19 protein-coding genes are annotated in these 19,723 nt (G+C 51.8%); 8 read left to right on the top strand and 11 right to left on the bottom strand.

Annotated features, from left to right (window positions below; genetic code table 11):
• The first annotated feature begins 6 nt into the window (after positions 1-6).
• Positions 7-3,120, top strand: coding sequence for a multidrug efflux RND transporter permease AcrD (gene acrD, locus AACU94_RS03805; RefSeq protein ID WP_064526280.1), 3,114 nt, complete (start codon positions 7-9; stop codon positions 3,118-3,120).
• 92 nt (positions 3,121-3,212) lie between these two features.
• Here the strand turns inward: acrD and ypfM are convergent, their stop codons facing one another.
• Positions 3,213-3,272: a protein YpfM gene (gene ypfM, locus AACU94_RS03800; RefSeq protein WP_001386977.1), complete on the bottom strand. Its 60-nt coding sequence runs from the start codon at positions 3,270-3,272 to the stop codon at positions 3,213-3,215.
• Between the two features lie 378 nt (positions 3,273-3,650).
• On the opposite strand from ypfM, the gene AACU94_RS03795 reads away from it, so the two are divergent.
• Genes AACU94_RS03795 through AACU94_RS03785 form a run of 3 tightly spaced genes read left to right on the top strand, consistent with a single transcriptional unit; the run spans position 3,651 to position 5,366 of the window.
• A complete protein-coding gene (locus AACU94_RS03795) occupies positions 3,651-4,007 on the top strand; it encodes an ArsC family reductase (RefSeq protein ID WP_135488957.1) in 357 nt (118 codons plus the stop codon).
• A 3-nt stretch (positions 4,008-4,010) separates the two neighbouring features.
• Complete coding sequence (dapE, locus tag AACU94_RS03790; RefSeq protein WP_130214573.1) at positions 4,011-5,138, top strand: succinyl-diaminopimelate desuccinylase; 1,128 nt, start codon at positions 4,011-4,013, stop codon at positions 5,136-5,138.
• Between the two features lie 27 nt (positions 5,139-5,165).
• Positions 5,166-5,366, top strand: coding sequence for a YpfN family protein (locus AACU94_RS03785; RefSeq protein WP_000383836.1), 201 nt, complete (start codon positions 5,166-5,168; stop codon positions 5,364-5,366).
• Between the two features lie 97 nt (positions 5,367-5,463).
• On the opposite strand, the gene ypfH is transcribed toward AACU94_RS03785, so the two are convergent.
• From ypfH to dapA, 6 genes are all read right to left on the bottom strand, one after another.
• Positions 5,464-6,162, bottom strand: coding sequence for an esterase (ypfH, locus tag AACU94_RS03780; protein WP_000679812.1), 699 nt, complete (start codon positions 6,160-6,162; stop codon positions 5,464-5,466).
• 73 nt (positions 6,163-6,235) lie between these two features.
• Positions 6,236-8,251 (bottom strand): tRNA cytosine(34) acetyltransferase TmcA, encoded by a 2,016-nt coding sequence (gene tmcA / locus AACU94_RS03775; protein ID WP_135488956.1) that lies wholly within the window; start codon positions 8,249-8,251, stop codon positions 6,236-6,238.
• Between the two features lie 14 nt (positions 8,252-8,265).
• Positions 8,266-9,129, bottom strand: coding sequence for a KPN_02809 family neutral zinc metallopeptidase (gene ypfJ / locus AACU94_RS03770; RefSeq protein WP_130214579.1), 864 nt, complete (start codon positions 9,127-9,129; stop codon positions 8,266-8,268).
• A 167-nt stretch (positions 9,130-9,296) separates the two neighbouring features.
• A complete protein-coding gene (gene purC / locus AACU94_RS03765) occupies positions 9,297-10,010 on the bottom strand; it encodes a phosphoribosylaminoimidazolesuccinocarboxamide synthase (protein WP_001295467.1) in 714 nt (237 codons plus the stop codon).
• Positions 10,011-10,221: 211 nt separating this feature from the next.
• Positions 10,222-11,256 (bottom strand): outer membrane protein assembly factor BamC, encoded by a 1,035-nt coding sequence (gene bamC, locus AACU94_RS03760; RefSeq protein WP_130207447.1) that lies wholly within the window; start codon positions 11,254-11,256, stop codon positions 10,222-10,224.
• Positions 11,257-11,272: 16 nt separating this feature from the next.
• Positions 11,273-12,151 (bottom strand): 4-hydroxy-tetrahydrodipicolinate synthase, encoded by an 879-nt coding sequence (gene dapA, locus AACU94_RS03755; RefSeq protein WP_130214581.1) that lies wholly within the window; start codon positions 12,149-12,151, stop codon positions 11,273-11,275.
• A 146-nt stretch (positions 12,152-12,297) separates the two neighbouring features.
• On the opposite strand from dapA, the gene AACU94_RS03750 reads away from it, so the two are divergent.
• Positions 12,298-12,870 (top strand): glycine cleavage system transcriptional repressor, encoded by a 573-nt coding sequence (locus AACU94_RS03750; protein ID WP_130207451.1) that lies wholly within the window; start codon positions 12,298-12,300, stop codon positions 12,868-12,870.
• Positions 12,870-13,340 carry a thioredoxin-dependent thiol peroxidase gene (bcp, locus tag AACU94_RS03745; RefSeq protein WP_130207453.1) on the top strand — a complete coding sequence of 157 codons (471 nt, stop codon included), beginning with the start codon at positions 12,870-12,872 and terminating at the stop codon, positions 13,338-13,340. Before AACU94_RS03750 ends, bcp begins: the two co-directional genes overlap by 1 nt.
• Before the next feature lie 107 nt (positions 13,341-13,447).
• Here bcp and AACU94_RS03740 read toward each other — a convergent pair whose 3' ends face one another.
• On the bottom strand, positions 13,448-14,509 hold the full coding sequence (locus AACU94_RS03740) for an AI-2E family transporter (RefSeq protein ID WP_130214583.1): 1,062 nt from the start codon (positions 14,507-14,509) through the stop codon (positions 13,448-13,450).
• Between the two features lie 212 nt (positions 14,510-14,721).
• Between AACU94_RS03740 and bepA the strand changes: the two genes are divergently transcribed.
• Positions 14,722-16,185: a beta-barrel assembly-enhancing protease gene (bepA, locus tag AACU94_RS03735; protein ID WP_130222013.1), complete on the top strand. Its 1,464-nt coding sequence runs from the start codon at positions 14,722-14,724 to the stop codon at positions 16,183-16,185.
• Positions 16,186-16,205: 20 nt separating this feature from the next.
• Positions 16,206-16,565: an arsenate reductase (glutaredoxin) gene (arsC, locus tag AACU94_RS03730; protein ID WP_130222014.1), complete on the top strand. Its 360-nt coding sequence runs from the start codon at positions 16,206-16,208 to the stop codon at positions 16,563-16,565.
• A 114-nt stretch (positions 16,566-16,679) separates the two neighbouring features.
• On the opposite strand, the gene AACU94_RS03725 is transcribed toward arsC, so the two are convergent.
• The 3 genes from AACU94_RS03725 to upp all read right to left on the bottom strand — a co-directional run bounded on the left by AACU94_RS03725 (position 16,680) and on the right by upp (position 19,481).
• Positions 16,680-17,381 carry a DnaA inactivator Hda gene (locus AACU94_RS03725; protein ID WP_074399451.1) on the bottom strand — a complete coding sequence of 234 codons (702 nt, stop codon included), beginning with the start codon at positions 17,379-17,381 and terminating at the stop codon, positions 16,680-16,682.
• A gap of 95 nt (positions 17,382-17,476) precedes the next feature.
• On the bottom strand, positions 17,477-18,766 hold the full coding sequence (gene uraA / locus AACU94_RS03720; protein ID WP_130257405.1) for a uracil permease: 1,290 nt from the start codon (positions 18,764-18,766) through the stop codon (positions 17,477-17,479).
• 88 nt (positions 18,767-18,854) lie between these two features.
• Positions 18,855-19,481, bottom strand: coding sequence for a uracil phosphoribosyltransferase (gene upp / locus AACU94_RS03715; protein WP_130207463.1), 627 nt, complete (start codon positions 19,479-19,481; stop codon positions 18,855-18,857).
• Positions 19,482-19,723 lie beyond the last annotated feature (242 nt).

Raw genomic sequence — 19,723 nt, 5'->3', positions numbered from 1 at the left:
CTTTTAATGGCGAATTTCTTTATTGATCGCCCCATTTTTGCCTGGGTGCTGGCAATTCTGTTGTGTCTGACAGGAACCCTGGCCATTTTCTCATTGCCCGTTGAACAGTACCCGGATCTCGCACCACCGAATGTGCGAGTGACCGCTAACTATCCTGGCGCATCAGCCCAGACACTGGAAAACACCGTGACCCAGGTTATCGAGCAGAATATGACAGGCCTCGATAACCTGATGTATATGTCATCACAAAGCAGCGGTACTGGACAGGCGTCAGTAACGCTCAGTTTTAAAGCTGGCACAGATCCGGACGAAGCAGTGCAACAGGTGCAGAACCAGTTGCAGTCGGCCATGCGTAAACTACCGCAGGCGGTGCAAAATCAGGGCGTGACGGTGCGTAAAACCGGCGATACCAACATTCTGACCATTGCCTTCGTCTCAACCGATGGTTCGATGGATAAACAGGATATTGCCGATTACGTTGCCAGTAATATTCAGGACCCGTTAAGCCGCGTGAACGGCGTTGGTGATATCGACGCTTACGGTTCGCAATATTCGATGCGTATCTGGCTGGATCCGGCAAAACTGAACAGTTTCCAGATGACCGCCAAAGATGTCACTGACGCCATTGAGTCGCAGAACGCACAGATTGCGGTTGGGCAGCTTGGCGGTACACCGTCGGTCGATAACCAGGCACTCAACGCCACCATTAACGCCCAATCACTGTTGCAAACGCCAGAACAGTTCCGTGATATCACTCTGCGGGTAAATCAGGACGGTTCGGAAGTGAAACTAGGTGATGTCGCCACCGTCGAAATGGGAGCGGAGAAATACGATTATCTTAGCCGTTTCAACGGTAAACCAGCCTCGGGGCTGGGGGTAAAACTGGCCTCCGGTGCGAACGAAATGGCAACGGCAGAACTGGTGATCAACCGTCTGGATGAACTGGCGCAGTATTTCCCGCCCGGACTGGAGTACAAGGTGGCGTATGAAACCACCTCGTTTGTTAAGGCCTCCATTGAAGACGTAGTGAAAACGCTGCTGGAAGCTATCGCCCTGGTTTTCCTCGTTATGTATCTGTTCCTGCAAAACTTCCGCGCCACGCTGATACCCACTATCGCCGTGCCGGTGGTGTTGATGGGAACCTTCTCCGTACTTTACGCCTTCGGTTACAGCGTCAACACCTTAACCATGTTCGCGATGGTGCTGGCGATCGGTCTGCTGGTGGATGACGCCATCGTGGTGGTGGAAAACGTCGAACGTATTATGAGTGAGGAAGGACTCACTCCTCGCGAAGCCACACGTAAATCGATGGGGCAAATCCAGGGCGCACTGGTCGGGATTGCAATGGTGCTTTCTGCCGTATTTGTGCCAATGGCCTTCTTTGGCGGCACCACCGGGGCTATCTATCGCCAGTTCTCTATAACCATTGTTGCGGCAATGGTGCTGTCGGTTCTGGTGGCGATGATCCTGACTCCGGCATTGTGCGCCACGCTACTTAAGCCACTGAAAAAAGGTGAGCATCACGGGCAGAAAGGCTTTTTTGCCTGGTTTAACCAGATGTTCAACCGCAACGCCGAACGCTACGAAAAAGGGGTAGCGAAAATTCTCCACCGCAGCCTGCGCTGGATTTTGATTTACGTTCTGCTGTTAGGCGGCATGGTGTTCCTGTTTCTGCGTCTGCCGACGTCGTTCCTGCCTCTGGAAGACCGTGGCATGTTTACCACCTCGGTACAGTTACCCAGCGGTTCGACTCAGCAACAGACTCTGAAAGTGGTGGAACAGATCGAGAAGTATTACTTCACCCATGAGAAAGACAACATCATGTCGGTGTTTGCCACTGTCGGTTCTGGCCCAGGAGGGAACGGGCAAAACGTGGCACGAATGTTTGTCCGCCTGAAAGACTGGAGCGAACGCGACAGTAAAACAGGCACCTCGTTTGCCATTATCGAACGTGCAACAAAAGAATTTAATAAAATCAAAGAAGCTCGCGTTATCGCCAGTAGCCCGCCTGCTATCAGCGGTCTTGGCAGTTCCGCTGGATTTGATATGGAGTTGCAGGACCACGCCGGGGCTGGTCACGATGCGCTGATGGCCGCGCGTAATCAGCTGCTGGCGCTCGCGGCGGAAAACCCAGAACTTACTCGTGTGCGCCATAACGGTCTGGACGACAGCCCGCAATTGCAGATTGATATCGACCAGCGCAAAGCGCAGGCGCTGGGCGTTGCCATTGACGATATTAACGACACGCTGCAAACCGCGTGGGGCTCGAGCTATGTGAATGACTTTATGGATCGCGGTCGCGTGAAGAAAGTCTATGTGCAGGCTGCCGCGCCGTATCGCATGCTGCCAGATGACATTAACCTGTGGTATGTGCGTAACAAAGACGGCGGCATGGTGCCTTTCTCCGCCTTCGCGACCTCTCGCTGGGAAACAGGCTCGCCGCGCCTGGAACGCTATAACGGCTATTCTGCGGTAGAGATTGTCGGGGAAGCCGCCCCGGGCGTCAGTACGGGTACCGCGATGGATATTATGGAATCGTTGGTGAAGCAGTTGCCGAACGGCTTTGGACTGGAGTGGACAGCGATGTCGTACCAGGAACGACTTTCCGGTGCGCAAGCTCCGGCGCTGTATGCCATTTCATTGCTGGTGGTATTCCTGTGTCTGGCTGCACTTTATGAAAGTTGGTCAGTACCGTTCTCGGTAATGCTGGTTGTACCGCTGGGGGTTATCGGCGCACTGCTGGCAACCTGGATGCGTGGGCTGGAAAACGATGTGTACTTTCAGGTTGGCCTGCTAACAGTCATTGGTTTGTCGGCGAAAAACGCCATCCTGATTGTTGAGTTTGCCAACGAAATGAATCAAAAAGGCCACGACCTGTTTGAAGCTACGCTCTACGCCTGCCGTCAGCGTTTACGTCCGATTCTGATGACATCGCTGGCGTTTATCTTCGGCGTATTGCCGATGGCGATCAGCAGTGGTGCCGGTTCCGGTGGTCAACACGCAGTCGGTACCGGCGTAATGGGCGGGATGATTTCTGCCACCATTCTGGCGATTTACTTCGTGCCGCTATTCTTTGTGCTGGTGCGTCGTCGCTTCCCACTGAAGCCTCGACCAGAATAAGCAATAAAAAAGGCGACATACGTATGTGTCGCCTTTTTCAACTCTCTGATAAAGAACCTGACGTCAGGTTCTTTCATTTCCTGTTCTGGAAATTACTTACGAAGCATAACTTCGATAAAGTCTTTCCAGTTCCCCAGTTCACGTTCAATCATAACAACCTCTCTTATAATTATGGGTATTCTACGGAAACAATATACCGTGGTGAAGCTAATTTATTCGATTGCTGTGATTACTACCTCCGGGGCAAAGCCTACGTTAATACTATGGCCCTGTGACAGGGATTTTTATGTGATGAACAGCAACATTTCGACATATTCATACGGATTCTAATACTGAATTAATTCTGTTTAAAATACAAAAATATACCAAGAGGAACATTCTTAATAATGGCATTAAAATTGTTCACAACCATTTAATAATTGTTAAGTTAAATACCTTAATAATGTTATATTGCCTGATAATCATTTACGGGAAATATGTATCAACCGCCAAATGATTAGTTATTCTTAATAATCGCAAAAGGATTCATTATGGTTACCCTTTACGGTATCAAAAATTGTGACACCATTAAAAAAGCACGCCGTTGGCTGGAAACCAATAACATCGACTTTCGCTTTCACGATTACCGTGTTGATGGCCTGAACAGTGAATTGTTGAACTCTTTTATCAATGAATTAGGCTGGCAAGCGTTACTTAACACCCGTGGCACCACCTGGCGCAAGCTGGACGAAGCCACCCGCAACAATATCACCGATGCGGCCTCCGCTATGGCATTAATGACTGAAATGCCTGCAATCATCAAACGCCCATTGCTCTGTGCGCCAGGGAGGCCTATGCTGCTGGGTTTCAGTGAATCCAGTTATCAGCAATTTTTCCATGAGGTGTAGTCTATGTCGTGTCCGGTTATTGAGCTGACACAGCAGCTTATTCGCCGCCCATCCTTAAGTCCTGATGATGCAGGATGTCAGGCAATCATGATCGACCGTCTGCAGGCAATCGGTTTTACCATTGAACGCATGGATTTTGCGGATACGCAGAATTTTTGGGCATGGCGCGGACAAGGAGAAACCCTGGCCTTTGCCGGACATACTGACGTAGTCCCCCCTGGCGATGCCGACCGTTGGATCAACCCACCATTTGAGCCAACCATTCGCGATGGCATGTTGTTCGGGCGCGGCGCGGCTGATATGAAAGGCTCGCTGGCGGCAATGGTAGTGGCAGCAGAACGTTTTGTCGCGCAACATCCCAACCATAAAGGCCGACTGGCGTTTCTGATCACCTCAGACGAAGAAGCCAGCGCCCACAATGGCACGGTCAAAGTCGTCGAAGCTTTAATGGCGCGTAATGAACGGCTGGATTACTGCCTGGTCGGTGAGCCGTCGAGTATCGAAGTGGTTGGCGATGTAGTGAAAAATGGCCGTCGTGGATCGTTAACCTGCAACCTTACCATTCATGGCGTGCAAGGGCATGTGGCCTACCCGCATCTGGCTGATAATCCAGTACATCGCGCAGCACCTTTCCTTAATGAATTAGTGGCTATTGAGTGGGATCAGGGCAATGAATTCTTCCCGGCGACCAGTATGCAGATTGCCAATATTCAGGCGGGAACCGGCAGTAACAACGTTATTCCGGGTGAACTGTTTGTGCAGTTTAACTTCCGCTTCAGTACCGAACTGACTGATGAGATGATCAAAGCACAGGTGCTTGCCTTGCTGGAGAAATATCAACTGCGTTATACGGTGGATTGGTGGCTTTCCGGGCAGCCATTTTTGACCGCGCGCGGTAAACTGGTGGATGCAGTCGTTAACGCGGTTGAGCACTATAATGAAATTAAACCGCAGCTACTGACCACAGGCGGAACGTCCGACGGGCGCTTTATTGCTCGCATGGGGGCGCAGGTGGTGGAACTCGGGCCGGTCAATGCTACCATTCATAAAATTAATGAATGTGTGAATGCTGCCGACCTGCAGCTACTTGCCCGTATGTATCAACGTATCATGGAACAGCTCGTCGCCTGATGAGTCGTTCTGTAAGAGGAAATAAGCATGGACTGGCTGGCTAAATATTGGTGGATTCTGGTGATTGTCTTTTTGGTGGGCGTCCTGCTGAACGTGATTAAAGATCTCAAGCGCGTCGACCATAAGAAATTTCTCGCCAACAAGCCGGAGCTTCCCCCGCATCGTGATTTCAACGATAAGTGGGACGATGACGACGACTGGCCGAAAAAGGATCAACCGAAGAAGTAAGCTGAGGGGCCGGATAAGGCGTTAACGCCGCATCCGGCAACGGAGAACAATGCCTGATGCGACGCTCACGCGTCTTATCAGGCCTACTCAGCTGTTATTACATCATTTCAATTACATCATCATCGCCAGGCTTACCGCCACTTAGCGCTTCGTCGAAATAATGTTTCGGAATGGTATAACGCAAGTGATCCAGGGCAAATTGCATACTGCGATTGTCGATCGCATGGCCTAAATCCTCCACGATATCCAGCGTCACATCACCACCGGCACTGATTAACGCTTCCTGCGCCGCAACCGCATGCGCCAAATCGATAACCGGATCTTCACCACCATGAATCAAGTGAATTGTCGTGGCCGTAGACGCGGTTTCCGGCAGGCTGGCATAGCGTCCGTTAAAAGCAATGACGCGTGAGGCAAGGCCAGGCTCGGCTTTAATACTCTCCAGCGCCATAATCGCGCCTTGTGAGAAACCGATTAGCGCCGTGGCGTTAGCCCCTACTCCGCTCTGTTTCTGCCAGTAGCGCACCGTCTCAATAAACGTCGGCATGATGGCATCCACACGCGCCTGGCGATTATCTTCCGTAATACCCTGCACCGAAAACCACTGGCGCCCCGCCGGATTACCGCTCGGCTCCGCGCCACCGACACTCACCACCAGCGCATCCGGGAACAGCGGTGCAAACCAACTGCCGATCTCCCCCATCGCTACGGGGTTATCGCCGACACCGTGAAAAAGCAGCAACAACTGTTGCGCAGGTTTATCCGGGCTTTGAACAACAAAATGGTCATGTTTCATGGCGAACTCCTTAACTGATGTCATTAATTTTACGCCGCTGACTCACAATGACCATGGGATAAAATTGAAGGAGTCAGTGAAAAAATTGCCATTGCGTTATGCGATCGCGCAGGCGTTCAGTGCGGGTATCATCAAGCGCGAATAGCGCCTGTGCCGCCTCTTCACGCTGACGGGCCAACAACGCCTTACGCCCCGAAAGTTTAAGTGTGGTACATAACTGCGCGTCGCTGACGTTTTTCTGCAAGCACCCACGCAGCGCTGGTAATGTCAGTTCGCTGATTTGCAGCAGACGCATTAAACAGCCTAATGACGTTAAAAGCGGACGATGAGCGAAAGCAAAACCAGCCAGTTCCAGCCAGTCGCCGTCAGTAACCACGATATCGTTAAGCGGATCGACTGGAATAGTTTCGCCATTCCACTGCGCGATAATTTGCGCATCGCGGCGTAAACGAAAATGCTCACGTTCTGCCAGCTGTTTACCCGCTTCGCTAATCGGTAACAACGCCATCGCCGTATAACAGCCGCTGCTGGCTTCGCGATGATTGCCCATCCGCACCAACACAAAACCACAGCGTTGCCAGAAACGCCATAATTCCTCGGTGTAGCCAAAGCTTACCGAAAGGTAGTCGAGGCCAGGTGTATATTGCAAAGCGCTGGCAATGAGCTGTTGCCCAACGCCTTCGCGCTGACGCGCCGGATGGACTGCAATCCGGCTGACCCGCCGTCCGCGCAATGTCGCCGCCTGTGGATTGCTGCCGTGCGCCGCCAGCGACTGGGCCACCAGATTACCCCGCGGGCGACGAAAACCCGCCCATACCGCCTGACTGAGTTCTTGAGATAATCCGCCCTCATCCACCAGCCACAGCGCCCCGGCAATCTCGTTGTCGCCAGCCGCCTGTAAAAAATGTTGCCCTGGTGCATCCATCATCCGGCGTAAATCCAGCGGCGAGGTCCGGTAATGTGCACCAGACAATAGCTGATATACCTTTAACGGCGTTTCTGGTTCGCTTCGCCATAACGTCTGTTCAAATGCGGAAATGACGATATTGCCTTGTGGTTCGTGAGTGAAGTTTTCGTCGTCAAAAACCAGTGCCTCACTGACTATTTTTTCCAGCGGGCATCCCTGCGCCCAGCGGATCGGCTGTTGCAATTCAAAACGCTGAAGACGCGGAAAGCGAGCGCAAAATTTCAGCAAAAAACCACGTCCGGTGCCTTCATAGCCCTGTACCGTTGTAGTTAACAAAGTGCGTGAGAAACGCGATACCAGTTGATGCAACAGTGGCGCAGGTATGGCTGCGGCTTCATCGACCACCAGCCAGTCGGCTTGCTCATCGCTGGCTAACAAGGCATCCGGCGCCACAAAGCGATACTTCTCGCCCGCAAACTGAGCCAGCACATCCGTTGCAGCCTTCGCAGGTGCTGTAACAATCGCACTGCCAGAGATACGGGAAATGAGTTGCCCCGCCAGCGCCGACTTACCGCGCCCGCGCGCAGCAGTTACCGCAGCCACGCCCGGCGGCATGGTCAGCAGTTGCTGTAATATGTGCTGTTGTTCTGGTTGCGGCTCGCCAGTAGCAGGACGCCAGTCTGAATAAGGAGCAAAATGCGCCAACCTGAACGGCTGATTTTGTCGCCAGAGGATAGCGTTGTTATCCGCCGCAAGTACGCGTTTGAGATGTTGGACAAAATGCGGAGTCGCAATAGGACCAGGGCAATCACTCCAGCGCAGCGAATCGACATCAGGATAGTTTTCCCATTCTTCCCACGCGGGGAGCAACAACACCAGCCAGCTTCCCGCTTTCAGCGTTCCGCTAAGTGCCGCAAAGGCAGCGGCATCAAAACCCTGGCTAGCGTCGAATACCGCATGCCGGAACTCGCGCCCAAGTAAAGTTTGTAGTGCTGATGGCGTACAGTGGTTTTCAGAAGCTGGCTGCGGCGAAACCCACAGCCAGTCGCCCGGTAATGCGTCACGCAACTTAAGCGCATACCCACCGCACCAGCTTCCTTCGCCGCTCAACACTAACAAGCGGCGAATCCCTTCGCGTTTCATTTGCGCTGTTAATGTGTGAAGCGCAGTCAGTTCAGCCATCCCTGCCCCGGAAGTTAAATGCTTTTACCAAAAGTATTGCATTGTGCCGGATCGCCGCTGTCGAAACCACGTTTAAACCAGCTGTAGCGTTGCTGAGATGTACCATGGGTAAAGCTGTCTGGCACCACCTGCCCCTGACTTTGCTGTTGTAAACGGTCATCGCCGATGGCCTGCGCCGCGTTCAGCGCCTCTTCCAGATCGCCGGTTTCCAGAACGCCTTGCTGCTGCATGCTATGCCCCCAGACACCGGCAAAGCAGTCGGCCTGGAGTTCCATACGCACAGATAAGCGGTTGACTTCCGCTTGCGTCGCGTTTTGTTGCAATTGACGGACTTTCGGCTCGATGCCTAACAGTTTCTGCACGTGATGACCGACTTCATGGGCGATAACGTACCCTTGAGCAAAATCACCATCCGCGCCCAGTTTGTCTTTCATGTCATCATAGAAGGAGAGATCGATATAGACTGTGCCATCCGCCGGGCAATAAAACGGTCCCATAATGGACTGCCCCGCCCCGCAACCGGTGCGAGTCATTCCACGGTACATGACCAGCTTCGGTTGCTGGTAGGTCTTACCCATCTTCTCGAATTGCTGTCCCCAGGTGTCTTCCGTGGTTGCCAGAATCACCGAAGTGAATTTTGCCGCTTCGTCTTCATTTGGGCTAATTGAACGCGTTGATTGCTGTTGGGAAACGGGCTGCCCGGTCATCAATCCAGTTAAATCAACACCATAGTAGCCAGCGACCAACACAACCACCAGTAAAATTAACCCACCTTTACCGGTTGGTAGGCGAAAACCGGGACCGCCCATTGACGGACCACCGGAGCTGTTTCGCCTGTCTTCAACATTGTCACTTTCACGACGCCCTTGCCAGCGCATAGATACCTCAACAATATATTCATTATAGGAATGATCGTAGGTGGTTCAGGGGAAGATTACCACAGGAAAACGGGAGGAAATGATGGAGGAATGAGCGTTCAATGCACATCTTACGAGAGCGGTTGTCTTGCCGTGCCAGCAGCACGGCAAGACGATGAACAGAAAAATCAGTCCAGCTGTACACCCAGGCGGCGGGCGACGGCTTCATAGGCTTCGATCAGGCCACCGAGGCTCTGGCGGAAACGGTCTTTGTCCATTTTCTCCAGCGTTTCTTTGTCCCACAGGCGGCTACCGTCCGGGGAGAACTCATCACCCAGTACCACTTCGCCTTTGTACAGACCAAACTCCAGCTTGAAATCGACCAGAATCAGACCGGCATCGTCGAACAGTTTTTTCAGCACGTCGTTCGCTTTGTAGGTCAGCTCTTTCATGCGCGCCAGGTTCTCTTTGCTTACCCAGCCAAAGGTTTCGCAGTAAGATTCGTTGACCATCGGATCGTGCATGGCGTCGTTTTTCAGGAACAAATCGAACAGCGGCGGGTTCAGCTCAATACCTTCTTCGATTCCAAGACGTTTCACCAGAGAGCCAGCAGCACGGTTACGTACGACACACTCAACCGGCACCATATCCAGCTTTTTCACCAGACATTCGGTATCAGAGAGCAGACGCTCCATTTGAGTCGGGATACCCGCTTCAGCCAGTTTGCTCATAATGAAGTAGTTGAACTTGTTGTTCACCATACCTTTGCGATCAAACTGCTCAATGCGCGCGCCATCCCCTGCTGACGTATCATTGCGGAATTCGAGCACCAACAGGTCCGGGTTTTCCGTGCTGTATACGGTTTTCGCTTTACCACGATACAACTCAGCTTGCTTTTGCATCTTTATCACTCCTGGGTGTGAATTAACGTTTTAAAATCTTTTGCTGTCTGGTGTGCCTGTCGTTTTGTCGGCTGTACCGTGAATACCTTAACCGACCTACGCCGACAAACAAATTTCGTGCGAATTAACGCTAAAATCGCGTTTTTCTGCTGACGCACACGTTTGCGTATCATATCAGAAAAAAGGGCCGGATAACTCCAGCCCTGTATTTTTACTTGCTAAACGCAGCCTGGAAGACTGATACCAGTGCGTCGTTTTGGCTTTGGGTCAGCGTATGACCTTTTGGATCAATAAACTGTAAGCTGCTGCGGTTATCTAAATCACCGACCTGCAATTTGTAGTCGCCGGATGCCAGTTCAGGATCACGGGCGCCCAGTTCCTGCCAGTCGCTGTCAGACAGTGGCTTATAAGTTACGGCCATGCTGCCCTGTGAACGAGTGCTGTCGGTCACTTTCATGCCCACTTTTTCCAGCGCAGCAGGCAGACGTTGCCATACTACGTTGAACGGACCACGCACGACCAGCATCGGTAAACCAGTGTCGTCAGCGCCGCTTTGTACATCCATTGTTGTGGAAGCACGGTTTTGCGCCGCATTAGCCGCGTCAGTGACGGATTTATCCAGGCCAGCGGAAATGACGTTCATCATCTCAGCACTGTAACGCTGCATAGACGCCGCATCTGCAACCGGTTTGCCAGCCTGCTCCAGGTTCAGCAATTTCACCGTTACCGCCTGCTGATAACCCTGCGGTTTAACAGAGATTTGATAACGACCACGATACTGCTCGTCTTCGTCCAGACGGTTCCATTGTACCCAATCGGTGGTCAGCGTCTGACCGGCATCATCGCGTTGGGTAATGGTATAGTTTTTCGCCTGCAGCACGCTAACGACCTGCGGCCACAGAGTATTGCCACGACCATTTTCCACCAACAGCGAAGCGGTATCGCCCGTGAACTGGGTACGCGCGCCTGAAACCAGCGCCAGCGGCTGGGCTGGTGGACGAATATCTAACGCTTTGCCAACTGCGCCACTACCGTTAGTTACCGGAATCGCATAGTCGCCGGAGGTCACCGGCAAAATCATTCCTGCCGGGGCGTGAAGTTCTGCAAGCGGTGCCGCTTCCAGGTAGGCTTCATCGCCGCTCACCTGACGCTTATAACGTGAGTCCGAACTACAGGCTGCGAGTAAAAGAACAAGCGAAACACCCGCAACCTTCGCCAGGCGCGACTTTTGTACAGAGTAAGCCATCAAATCTCCCTAAACTTTACAGCAAACCGGCATGCTTAAGCGCCGCTCTGACCGTCTCACGACCACTGTCGGTGATTGGCGTCATTGGCAGGCGTAGCGTATCGGTCGCCACAAGACCCAGTTCCTTACATGCCCATTTCACCGGGATTGGATTGGGTTCGACAAATAGTTTGTTGTGTAATGGCATCAGACGCTGATTAATAACGCGTGCCTCGGCAAAATGCCCTTCTGCCGCCAGTTTGCACATCTGGGCCATATCTCGCGCTGCGACGTTAGCCGTAACGGAAATTACGCCATGACCGCCTAACTGCATGAAGTCCAGCGCGCTCGCATCATCGCCGCTCAGCAGAACAAAATCGTCTGAAACCAGCTCTTTGATCTGGTTTACCCGCGTTAAGTTCCCTGTTGCTTCTTTGATTCCGACAATATTTTTTACTTTCGCCAGACGGCCCACCGTTTCTGGTAGCAGATCGCAACCAGTACGGGACGGCACATTATACAGAATTTGCGGCAGGTCAGTATGTTCAGCGATGGCTTTGAAATGCTGATACAGACCTTCTTGCGATGGGCGGTTGTAATAAGGGGTTACCGTCAGGCAGCCAACAATACCGCTGTCGTTGAAGCGCTGCGTCAGGTTAATGGCTTCTGTGGTGGCGTTAGCACCGGTCCCGGCAATCACCGGAATGCGCCCATCAGCCAGCTCCAGCGTCATCATCACGACATCGACATGCTCGTCATGGTTCAGAGTGGCGGACTCACCAGTAGTACCAACAGAAACGATCGCCGAAGTACCGCTGGCGACATGATAATCAATCAGTTTTTTTAAGCTAGCCCGACAGACATTACCTTTTTCATCCATCGGAGTAACAATCGCGACAATACTTCCCGTGAACATGGGCCATCCTCTGTGCAAACAAGTGTCTCAATGGTACGTTTGGTATGGCATTAAAAGCAAGCAAACAGAACCGTTCTGATTGTTGTATGCATGTTTTTTTTATGCTTTCCTTAGGAACATCTCACCCCCTTAAAGGAATAACCAGTTTGACACTGTCATCGCAACATTATCTGGTGATCACTGCGCTGGGTGCCGATCGCCCAGGAATTGTGAATACCATCACCCGTCATGTCAGTAGTTGCGGCTGTAATATCGAAGACAGTCGCCTGGCGATGTTGGGAGAAGAGTTCACGTTTATCATGCTGCTTTCCGGTTCATGGAACGCCATCACCTTGATTGAATCAACGTTACCGTTGAAAGGCGCCGAGCTGGATCTTTTAATCGTGATGAAACGAACGACCGCTCGCCCACGTCCACCAATGCCCGCATCTGTCTGGGTTCAGGTCGATGTGGCGGACTCCCCGCATTTAATTGAGCGCTTCACAGCACTTTTCGACGCGCACCATATGAACATTGCAGAACTGGTGTCACGCACGCAACCTGCTGAAAATGAAAGGGCTGCGCAGCTACATATTCAGATCACCGCCCACAGCCCGGCGTCTGCGGACTCAGCAAATATTGAGCAAGCGTTCAAAGCACTATGTACAGAACTCAATGCGCAAGGCAGTATTAACGTCGTCAACTATTCCCAACATGATGAACAGGATGGAGTTAATTAATGAATCCACTGAAAGCCGGTGACATCGCACCGAAATTTAGCTTGCCGGACCAAGACGGAGAACAAGTTAATTTGACCGACTTCCAGGGACAGCGTGTTCTGGTTTATTTCTACCCGAAAGCCATGACCCCCGGCTGTACCGTACAGGCCTGCGGCTTACGCGATAACATGGAAGAGTTAAAAAAAGCGGGCGTTGATGTGCTCGGTATCAGCACCGATAAACCTGAAAAACTTTCCCGTTTCGCAGATAAAGAACTACTTAACTTTACGCTTCTGTCCGATGAAGACCACCAGGTGTGCGAACAATTCGGCGTCTGGGGCGAGAAGTCTTTCATGGGCAAAACCTACGATGGTATTCACCGTATCAGCTTCCTGATCGATGCCAACGGCAAAATCGAACACGTATTTGACGATTTCAAAACCAGCAATCACCACGACGTAGTGCTTAACTGGCTAAAAGAACACGCCTGATTACTTTGCTCCATTCCGTGCTGGCTGCGCTTGCGGCCAGCACATTTCACATCCGGTGATGTAAATCACGCCTGCGACACTCGTTTCAAAGCCCTTTTCGCTGAAGATTACTCTTGCGGGATTTGACCATCCGGCCAGGCATGGATTACTGCTTTGATTAGCGTTGCCAGTGGGATAGCGAAGAATACGCCCCAGAATCCCCACAGCCCGCCGAAAATCACCACCGATAAAATAATCACCAGCGGATGCAGGTTCACGGCTTCAGAGAACAACACCGGTACGAGTAAGTTGCCGTCCAGCGCCTGGATAATCAGATACACCGCGAAGCAGCTCCAGAACTCGGTGCCAGCGCCAAACTGGAATAGCGCCACGCCGACCACCGGAATGGTCACCACAAATGCGCCAATGTACGGAATAAGCACCGAGAAACCGACTAGCACCGCCAGCAGCAGAGAATAGTTCAGCCCGAAGAGTAAGAATCCCAGCCAGGTGGCGATCCCCACCACGATCATCTCCAGTACCTTGCCACGGATGTAGTTGGTGATTTGCTGGTTCATCTCCTTCCACACCTGCCCTGCCAGTCCACGGTTGCGCGGCAGCACCCGACGAACGGCATTCAGCATTTGCTCTTTGTCTTTCAGCAGGAAGAAGACCATCAATGGCACCAGCACCAGATAGACGGCAATGGTCAGCAAACCGACCAGCGAGGCGAGGGAGATTTTCACCACTGAATCGCCCATGGTAAGCATCCGGCTACGCATATTGTCAGCCATCGCATCAATAATGCCCGCGTCCATCAACGCCGGATAACGGCGCGGCAACGTGGCGGCAAAATCAGAAAGCTTATTGAGCATGCCCGGCATATCGCGGATTAAATAAATGCCCTGTTGCCAGGCGATAGGCATGACCACAAATGCCATCAGTAGCAGGATGCCAACAAACAGGACCAGCACAATCGACGTCGCCCAACGGCGGGAACAGCCAATAGATTGCAGGCGCACAGTGGGCCATTCCAGCAAATAGGCCAGCACAATAGCCACCAGCAGCGGCGCGAGTAATCCACTAAAGAAAAAGATAATGCCAAAACCGGCAACTAAAATAACCAGCAAGGCAATCGCTTCCGGGTCGCTAAAACGGCGGCGATACCATTGCATCAACATTTCGAGCATAAAGACCTTCCCTGAACCTCAAGAGGGGGATTGCGATCCGCAATTGTATCGAAATGTCACAAAAAAGACTTCGCTTTTTATGACGGATTAAGGAAACTGAAAAGCCATTTGAGTGGGCTAATCTTCGTCGTTACACTCAAAGGCGGCGCGGTGGGAACGATATTTCACAGTATCGGTCAAATGACTATCTCCAGAAATACAGGACAGAGGTTATGTTCAGGCAGTTGAAAAAAAACCTGGTTGCTACCCTCATTGCTGCTGTGACCCTCGGTCAGGTAGCCCCGGCGTTTGCCGATAGCGCAGACACCTTGCCGGATATGGGAACCTCCGCAGGAAGCACGCTTTCCATTGGTCAGGAAATGCAGATGGGCGACTATTATGTTCGCCAGTTACGCGGCAGCGCGCCGTTAATTAATGATCCGCTATTAACGCAATACATTAACTCGCTGGGGATGCGTCTGGTTTCGCATGCCAATTCAGTTAAGACGCCATTCCATTTCTTTCTGATCAATAACGACGAAATTAACGCCTTTGCTTTCTTTGGCGGCAACGTAGTGCTGCATTCTGCCCTGTTCCGTTATTCCGATAACGAAAGCCAACTGGCTTCGGTTATGGCGCATGAAATCTCCCACGTCACCCAGCGCCACCTGGCGCGAGCGATGGAAGATCAGCAACGTAGCGCACCACTCACCTGGGTCGGGGCGTTAGGTTCTATTTTACTGGCGATGGCCAGTCCGCAGGCGGGAATGGCAGCGCTGACCGGTACGCTGGCGGGAACACGCCAGGGGATGATCAGCTTCACCCAGCAAAACGAACAGGAAGCAGACCGCATTGGGATTCAGGTGCTGCAACGCTCGGGGTTCGATCCACAGGCGATGCCGACCTTCCTCGAAAAATTGCTCGATCAGGCGCGTTACTCTTCGCGTCCGCCGGAAATTTTGCTGACTCACCCGTTGCCGGAAAGCCGTCTGGCTGATGCTCGTAACCGTGCTAATCAGATGCGCCCGATGGTGGTGCAATCGTCAGAAGATTTCTATCTGGCGAAAGCGCGTACTCTAGGGATGTACAATTCCGGACGTAATCAGCTCACCAGCGACTTGCTGGATGAATGGGCGAAAGGCAATATTCGTCAGCAACGGGCGGCACAGTATGGCCGTGCTTTACAGGCGATGGAAGCCAATAAATACGACGAGGCGCGTAAAACGCTGCAACCGTTACTGGCGGCAGAACCTGGCAACGCATGGTATCTCGATCTGGCTACCGATATCGATCTTGGGCAAAACAAAGCCAATGAGGCGATCAATCGCCTGAAAAATGCCCGCGATTTACGCACCAGTCCGGTGTTGCAGCTCAACCTGGCAAACGCATATCTGCAAGGCGGTCAACCGCAGGAAGCGGCCAATATTCTGAATCGCTATACTTTTAATAATAAAGATGACAGCAATGGCTGGGATTTGCTGGCACAGGCGGAGGCCGCGCTAAATAACCGCGATCAGGAACTGGCTGCGCGAGCAGAAGGTTATGCGCTGGCCGGGCGACTCGACCAGGCCATTTCTCTGTTAAGTAGCGCAAGTTCGCAGGTGAAATTAGGCAGCCTACAACAAGCGCGTTACGATGCGCGCATCGACCAGTTGCGCCAGTTGCAGGAACGCTTTAAGCCTTATACCAAGATGTAATTCGCATTAAAGGAAGAACAATGACCAAACAGGTAAAAATCTACCACAACCCACGCTGCTCAAAGAGCCGTGAAACGCTGAACCTGCTGAAGGAAAATGGTGTGGAGCCGGAAGTGGTGCTCTATCTTGAGACACCCGCCGATGCGGCAACGCTACGTAATTTGCTGAAAATGTTGGGGATGAATAGCGCCCGTGAACTGATGCGCCAGAAAGAGGATCTTTATAAAGAGTTGAATCTTGCAGACAGTTCGCTTAGCGAAGAAGTGCTGATTCAGGCGATGGTGGATAATCCGAAGCTGATGGAACGCCCGATTGTGGTCGTGAATGGCAAAGCGCGTATTGGTCGCCCACCGGAGCAAGTGCTGGAAATCGTTGGTTAAGATGTACCCTTTCGGTAGCTAAGGTACATTGCCGGATGCGACGCTTGCCGCGTCTTATCCGGCCTACAAATACTACGAATACAATGGACGCGCATCCGACAATAAACGTCCTGTCTACAGCTTCAGGATCTCTTTCACAAACGGAATGGTCAACTTACGTTGTGCCGTAATCGATGCGCGATCCAGCTGATCCAACGTCATAAACAACGTGCGCATTTCTCTGTCGAGCCGCTTCAGTAAGAAACGCCCCACATCTTCCGGCAGTTCAAAACCACGCAAACGGGCGCGTAACTGTAATGCCTGCAATTTGTCTTCATCAGAAAGTGGCTGCAACTTGTAGATCTGCCCCCAGTCGAGACGTGACGCAAGATCCGGTAACCCCAGATTCAACTGACGAGGTGGACGATCACCAGTGATCAGCAACCGTGTTTTACCTGACTCCAGAATCCGATTGTAGAGATCAAAAATCGCCATCTCCCACAACTCATCGCCAGCAATACACTCAATATTGTCGATGCAAACCAGTGACAGTTGCTCCATACCATCGAGCACTTCCGGAACAAACCAGGTGCGTTTATCCAGCGGGACATAACCTACCGCATCGCCACGCTGCGACAATTCCGCGCAAGCCGCGTGCAGCAGATGGCTGCGCCCCGCGCCTTCGCGTGCCCAGAGATAGATGTAACCGCTATGTTCCTGACGCAGCACGTTTTTCATCGCGGCCAGTAAAGAGGAGTTATCCCCCGGCCAGAAACTTGCAAAGGTTTCGTCGTCAGGAAGATAAAGTGGCAAAGAGAGCTGTGCCGGTGTGTTCAGAGATACCTCAACCAGGGATTTCACAAAATCACGAGAAGTTTACCACAGAATTCCATCATGTTTGAACCGGGCAGCATTACTGCCCGGTCGCTACATTATTTTTCTGTTATATCGGCGTCTTCTGCATCCAACACCACTTCTTCCGGACGGATCACGCTAATCAATTTAAAGATCAGGCTTAAGCCAATGCCGACGATGGTCGCCAACGCCATACCTTTCAGCTCTGCCGCACCGATGTTTACCTTCGCGCCGCTGACGCCGATGATCAGGATCACGGAAGTCAGGATCAAGTTCTGTGCTTTGTTGTAGTCCACTTTCGATTCAATAAGTACGCGAATACCAGAAGCGCCGATGACACCGTAAAGCAGCAGCGAAACGCCGCCCATCACCGGCAGTGGGATCATCTGGATAGCAGCAGCCAGTTTACCAACACAGGAGAGCAGAATGGCGAAGATCGCCGCACCACCGATTACCCAGGTACTGTAGACGCGGGTGATCGCCATAACGCCGATGTTTTCCCCGTAGGTAGTGTTTGGCGTGGAACCAAAGAACCCGGAGATAACGGTCGACAGGCCGTTAGCGAACATGGAACGGTGCAGGCCAGGATCGCGCAGCAGATCTTTTTTCACGATGTTAGCCGTTACCACCAGATGCCCCACGTGTTCGGCAATAACCACCAGCGCCGCAGGCAGAATGGTCAAAATGGCAAACCACTCAAAGCGCGGCGTGTAAAAGGTCGGCAGAGCAAACCAGTGAGCATTAATAATCGGCGTGGTATCGACAATACCCATTGCGAAGGAGAGCGCGTACCCCACCAACACGCCAATCAAAATCGGGATAATCGCCAGGAAACCGCGGAACAGAACGGAACCTAAAACCGTAACCGCAAGGGTAGTAATGGAGATAATGATGGTTTTGGAATCTGGCGTTTGCCCTTCAGCCGGGAGTAAGCCAGCCATGCCAGCAGCCACGCCCGCCAGCTCCAGACCGATGACAGCAACGATTGCCCCCATTGCCGCTGGAGGAAACAGCACATCCAGCCAGCCAGTCCCTGCTTTCTTCACAATAAAAGAAACCAGACAGAACAGCACGCCGCACATAATAAAGCCGCCCAGCGCGACTTCATAACCCAACGGCAACAGCAATAACACCGGAGAAATAAAGGCAAAGCTCGAACCAAGATAAGCCGGAATTTTCCCTTTACAGATGAAGAGATACAGCAGCGTTCCGATACCGTTAAATAACAGTACGGTCGCCGGGTTGATATGAAATAAGACGGGCACCAGGACGGTTGCACCAAACATGGCGAACAAATGTTGTAAACTAAGCGGGATTGTCTGTAAAAGTGGCGGTCTTTCACTCACCCCGATAGCACGGCGCGTCATAGTATTATCCTCTGTATATTATGTGTTATAGGCGCTTTACTCAAAAAAAAGCCGACTCTTAAAGTCGGCTTTAATTATTTTTTATTCGTTATTTCGTACCAAAGATTTTATCACCAGCATCGCCGAGGCCCGGGATAATGTATCCGTGCTCATTCAGCCCCTGGTCAATCGATGCGGTATACAGCTCGACGTCCGGATGCGCTTTTTCCAGCGCAGCGATACCTTCTGGCGCAGCCACCAGCACCAGCACTTTAATGCTGCTGCAGCCCGCTTTTTTCAGCAGGTCGATGGTCGCGATAACGGAACCACCGGTTGCCAGCATTGGGTCAACGATCAGCGCCATACGCTCATCGATGTTAGAAACCAGTTTCTGGAAGTACGGTACCGGCTCCAGTGTTTCTTCATCACGGTACATACCGACTACGCTGATGCGCGCGCTCGGAACGTTTTCCAGAACACCGTCCATCATCCCCAGACCCGCACGCAGAATTGGCACCACGGTAATTTTCTTACCTTTGATCTGGTCGATTTCTACCGGGCCGTTCCAACCTTCAATAGTGACTTTTTCCGTTTCGAGGTCGGCGGTCGCTTCGTAAGTCAGCAGGCTACCCACTTCGGAAGCGAGTTCGCGAAAGCGCTTGGTGCTGATATCTTGCTCACGCATCAGTCCCAGCTTGTGTTTGACGAGTGGGTGTTTGACTTCCACGATCTTCATACTCTTTCTCCTTTGAGGGCAGCCACAAAAAAAATCGACGGATTATACCGCCTTTTTTTAAGGCGGCAATATAATTTTCGTTGACTTTAGACAAACCAACAACGATTAGATAATAAATTATTTTATATTCAAATGGTTACTAATTACAAATATCGCTCAGAACAATCATTCATTGTCTTTGTTTATGCATCACTTCACTACAATGTAGGCTGAAAAAGGTTATGTAAAGCAGTCTCGCAAAC

Source organism: Escherichia sp. E4702, from assembly GCF_963883545.1.
Lineage (GTDB): Bacteria > Pseudomonadota > Gammaproteobacteria > Enterobacterales > Enterobacteriaceae > Escherichia.
Note: the sequence above shows the minus strand (reverse complement) of the source record. Positions and strands in the feature narration are given on the sequence as shown.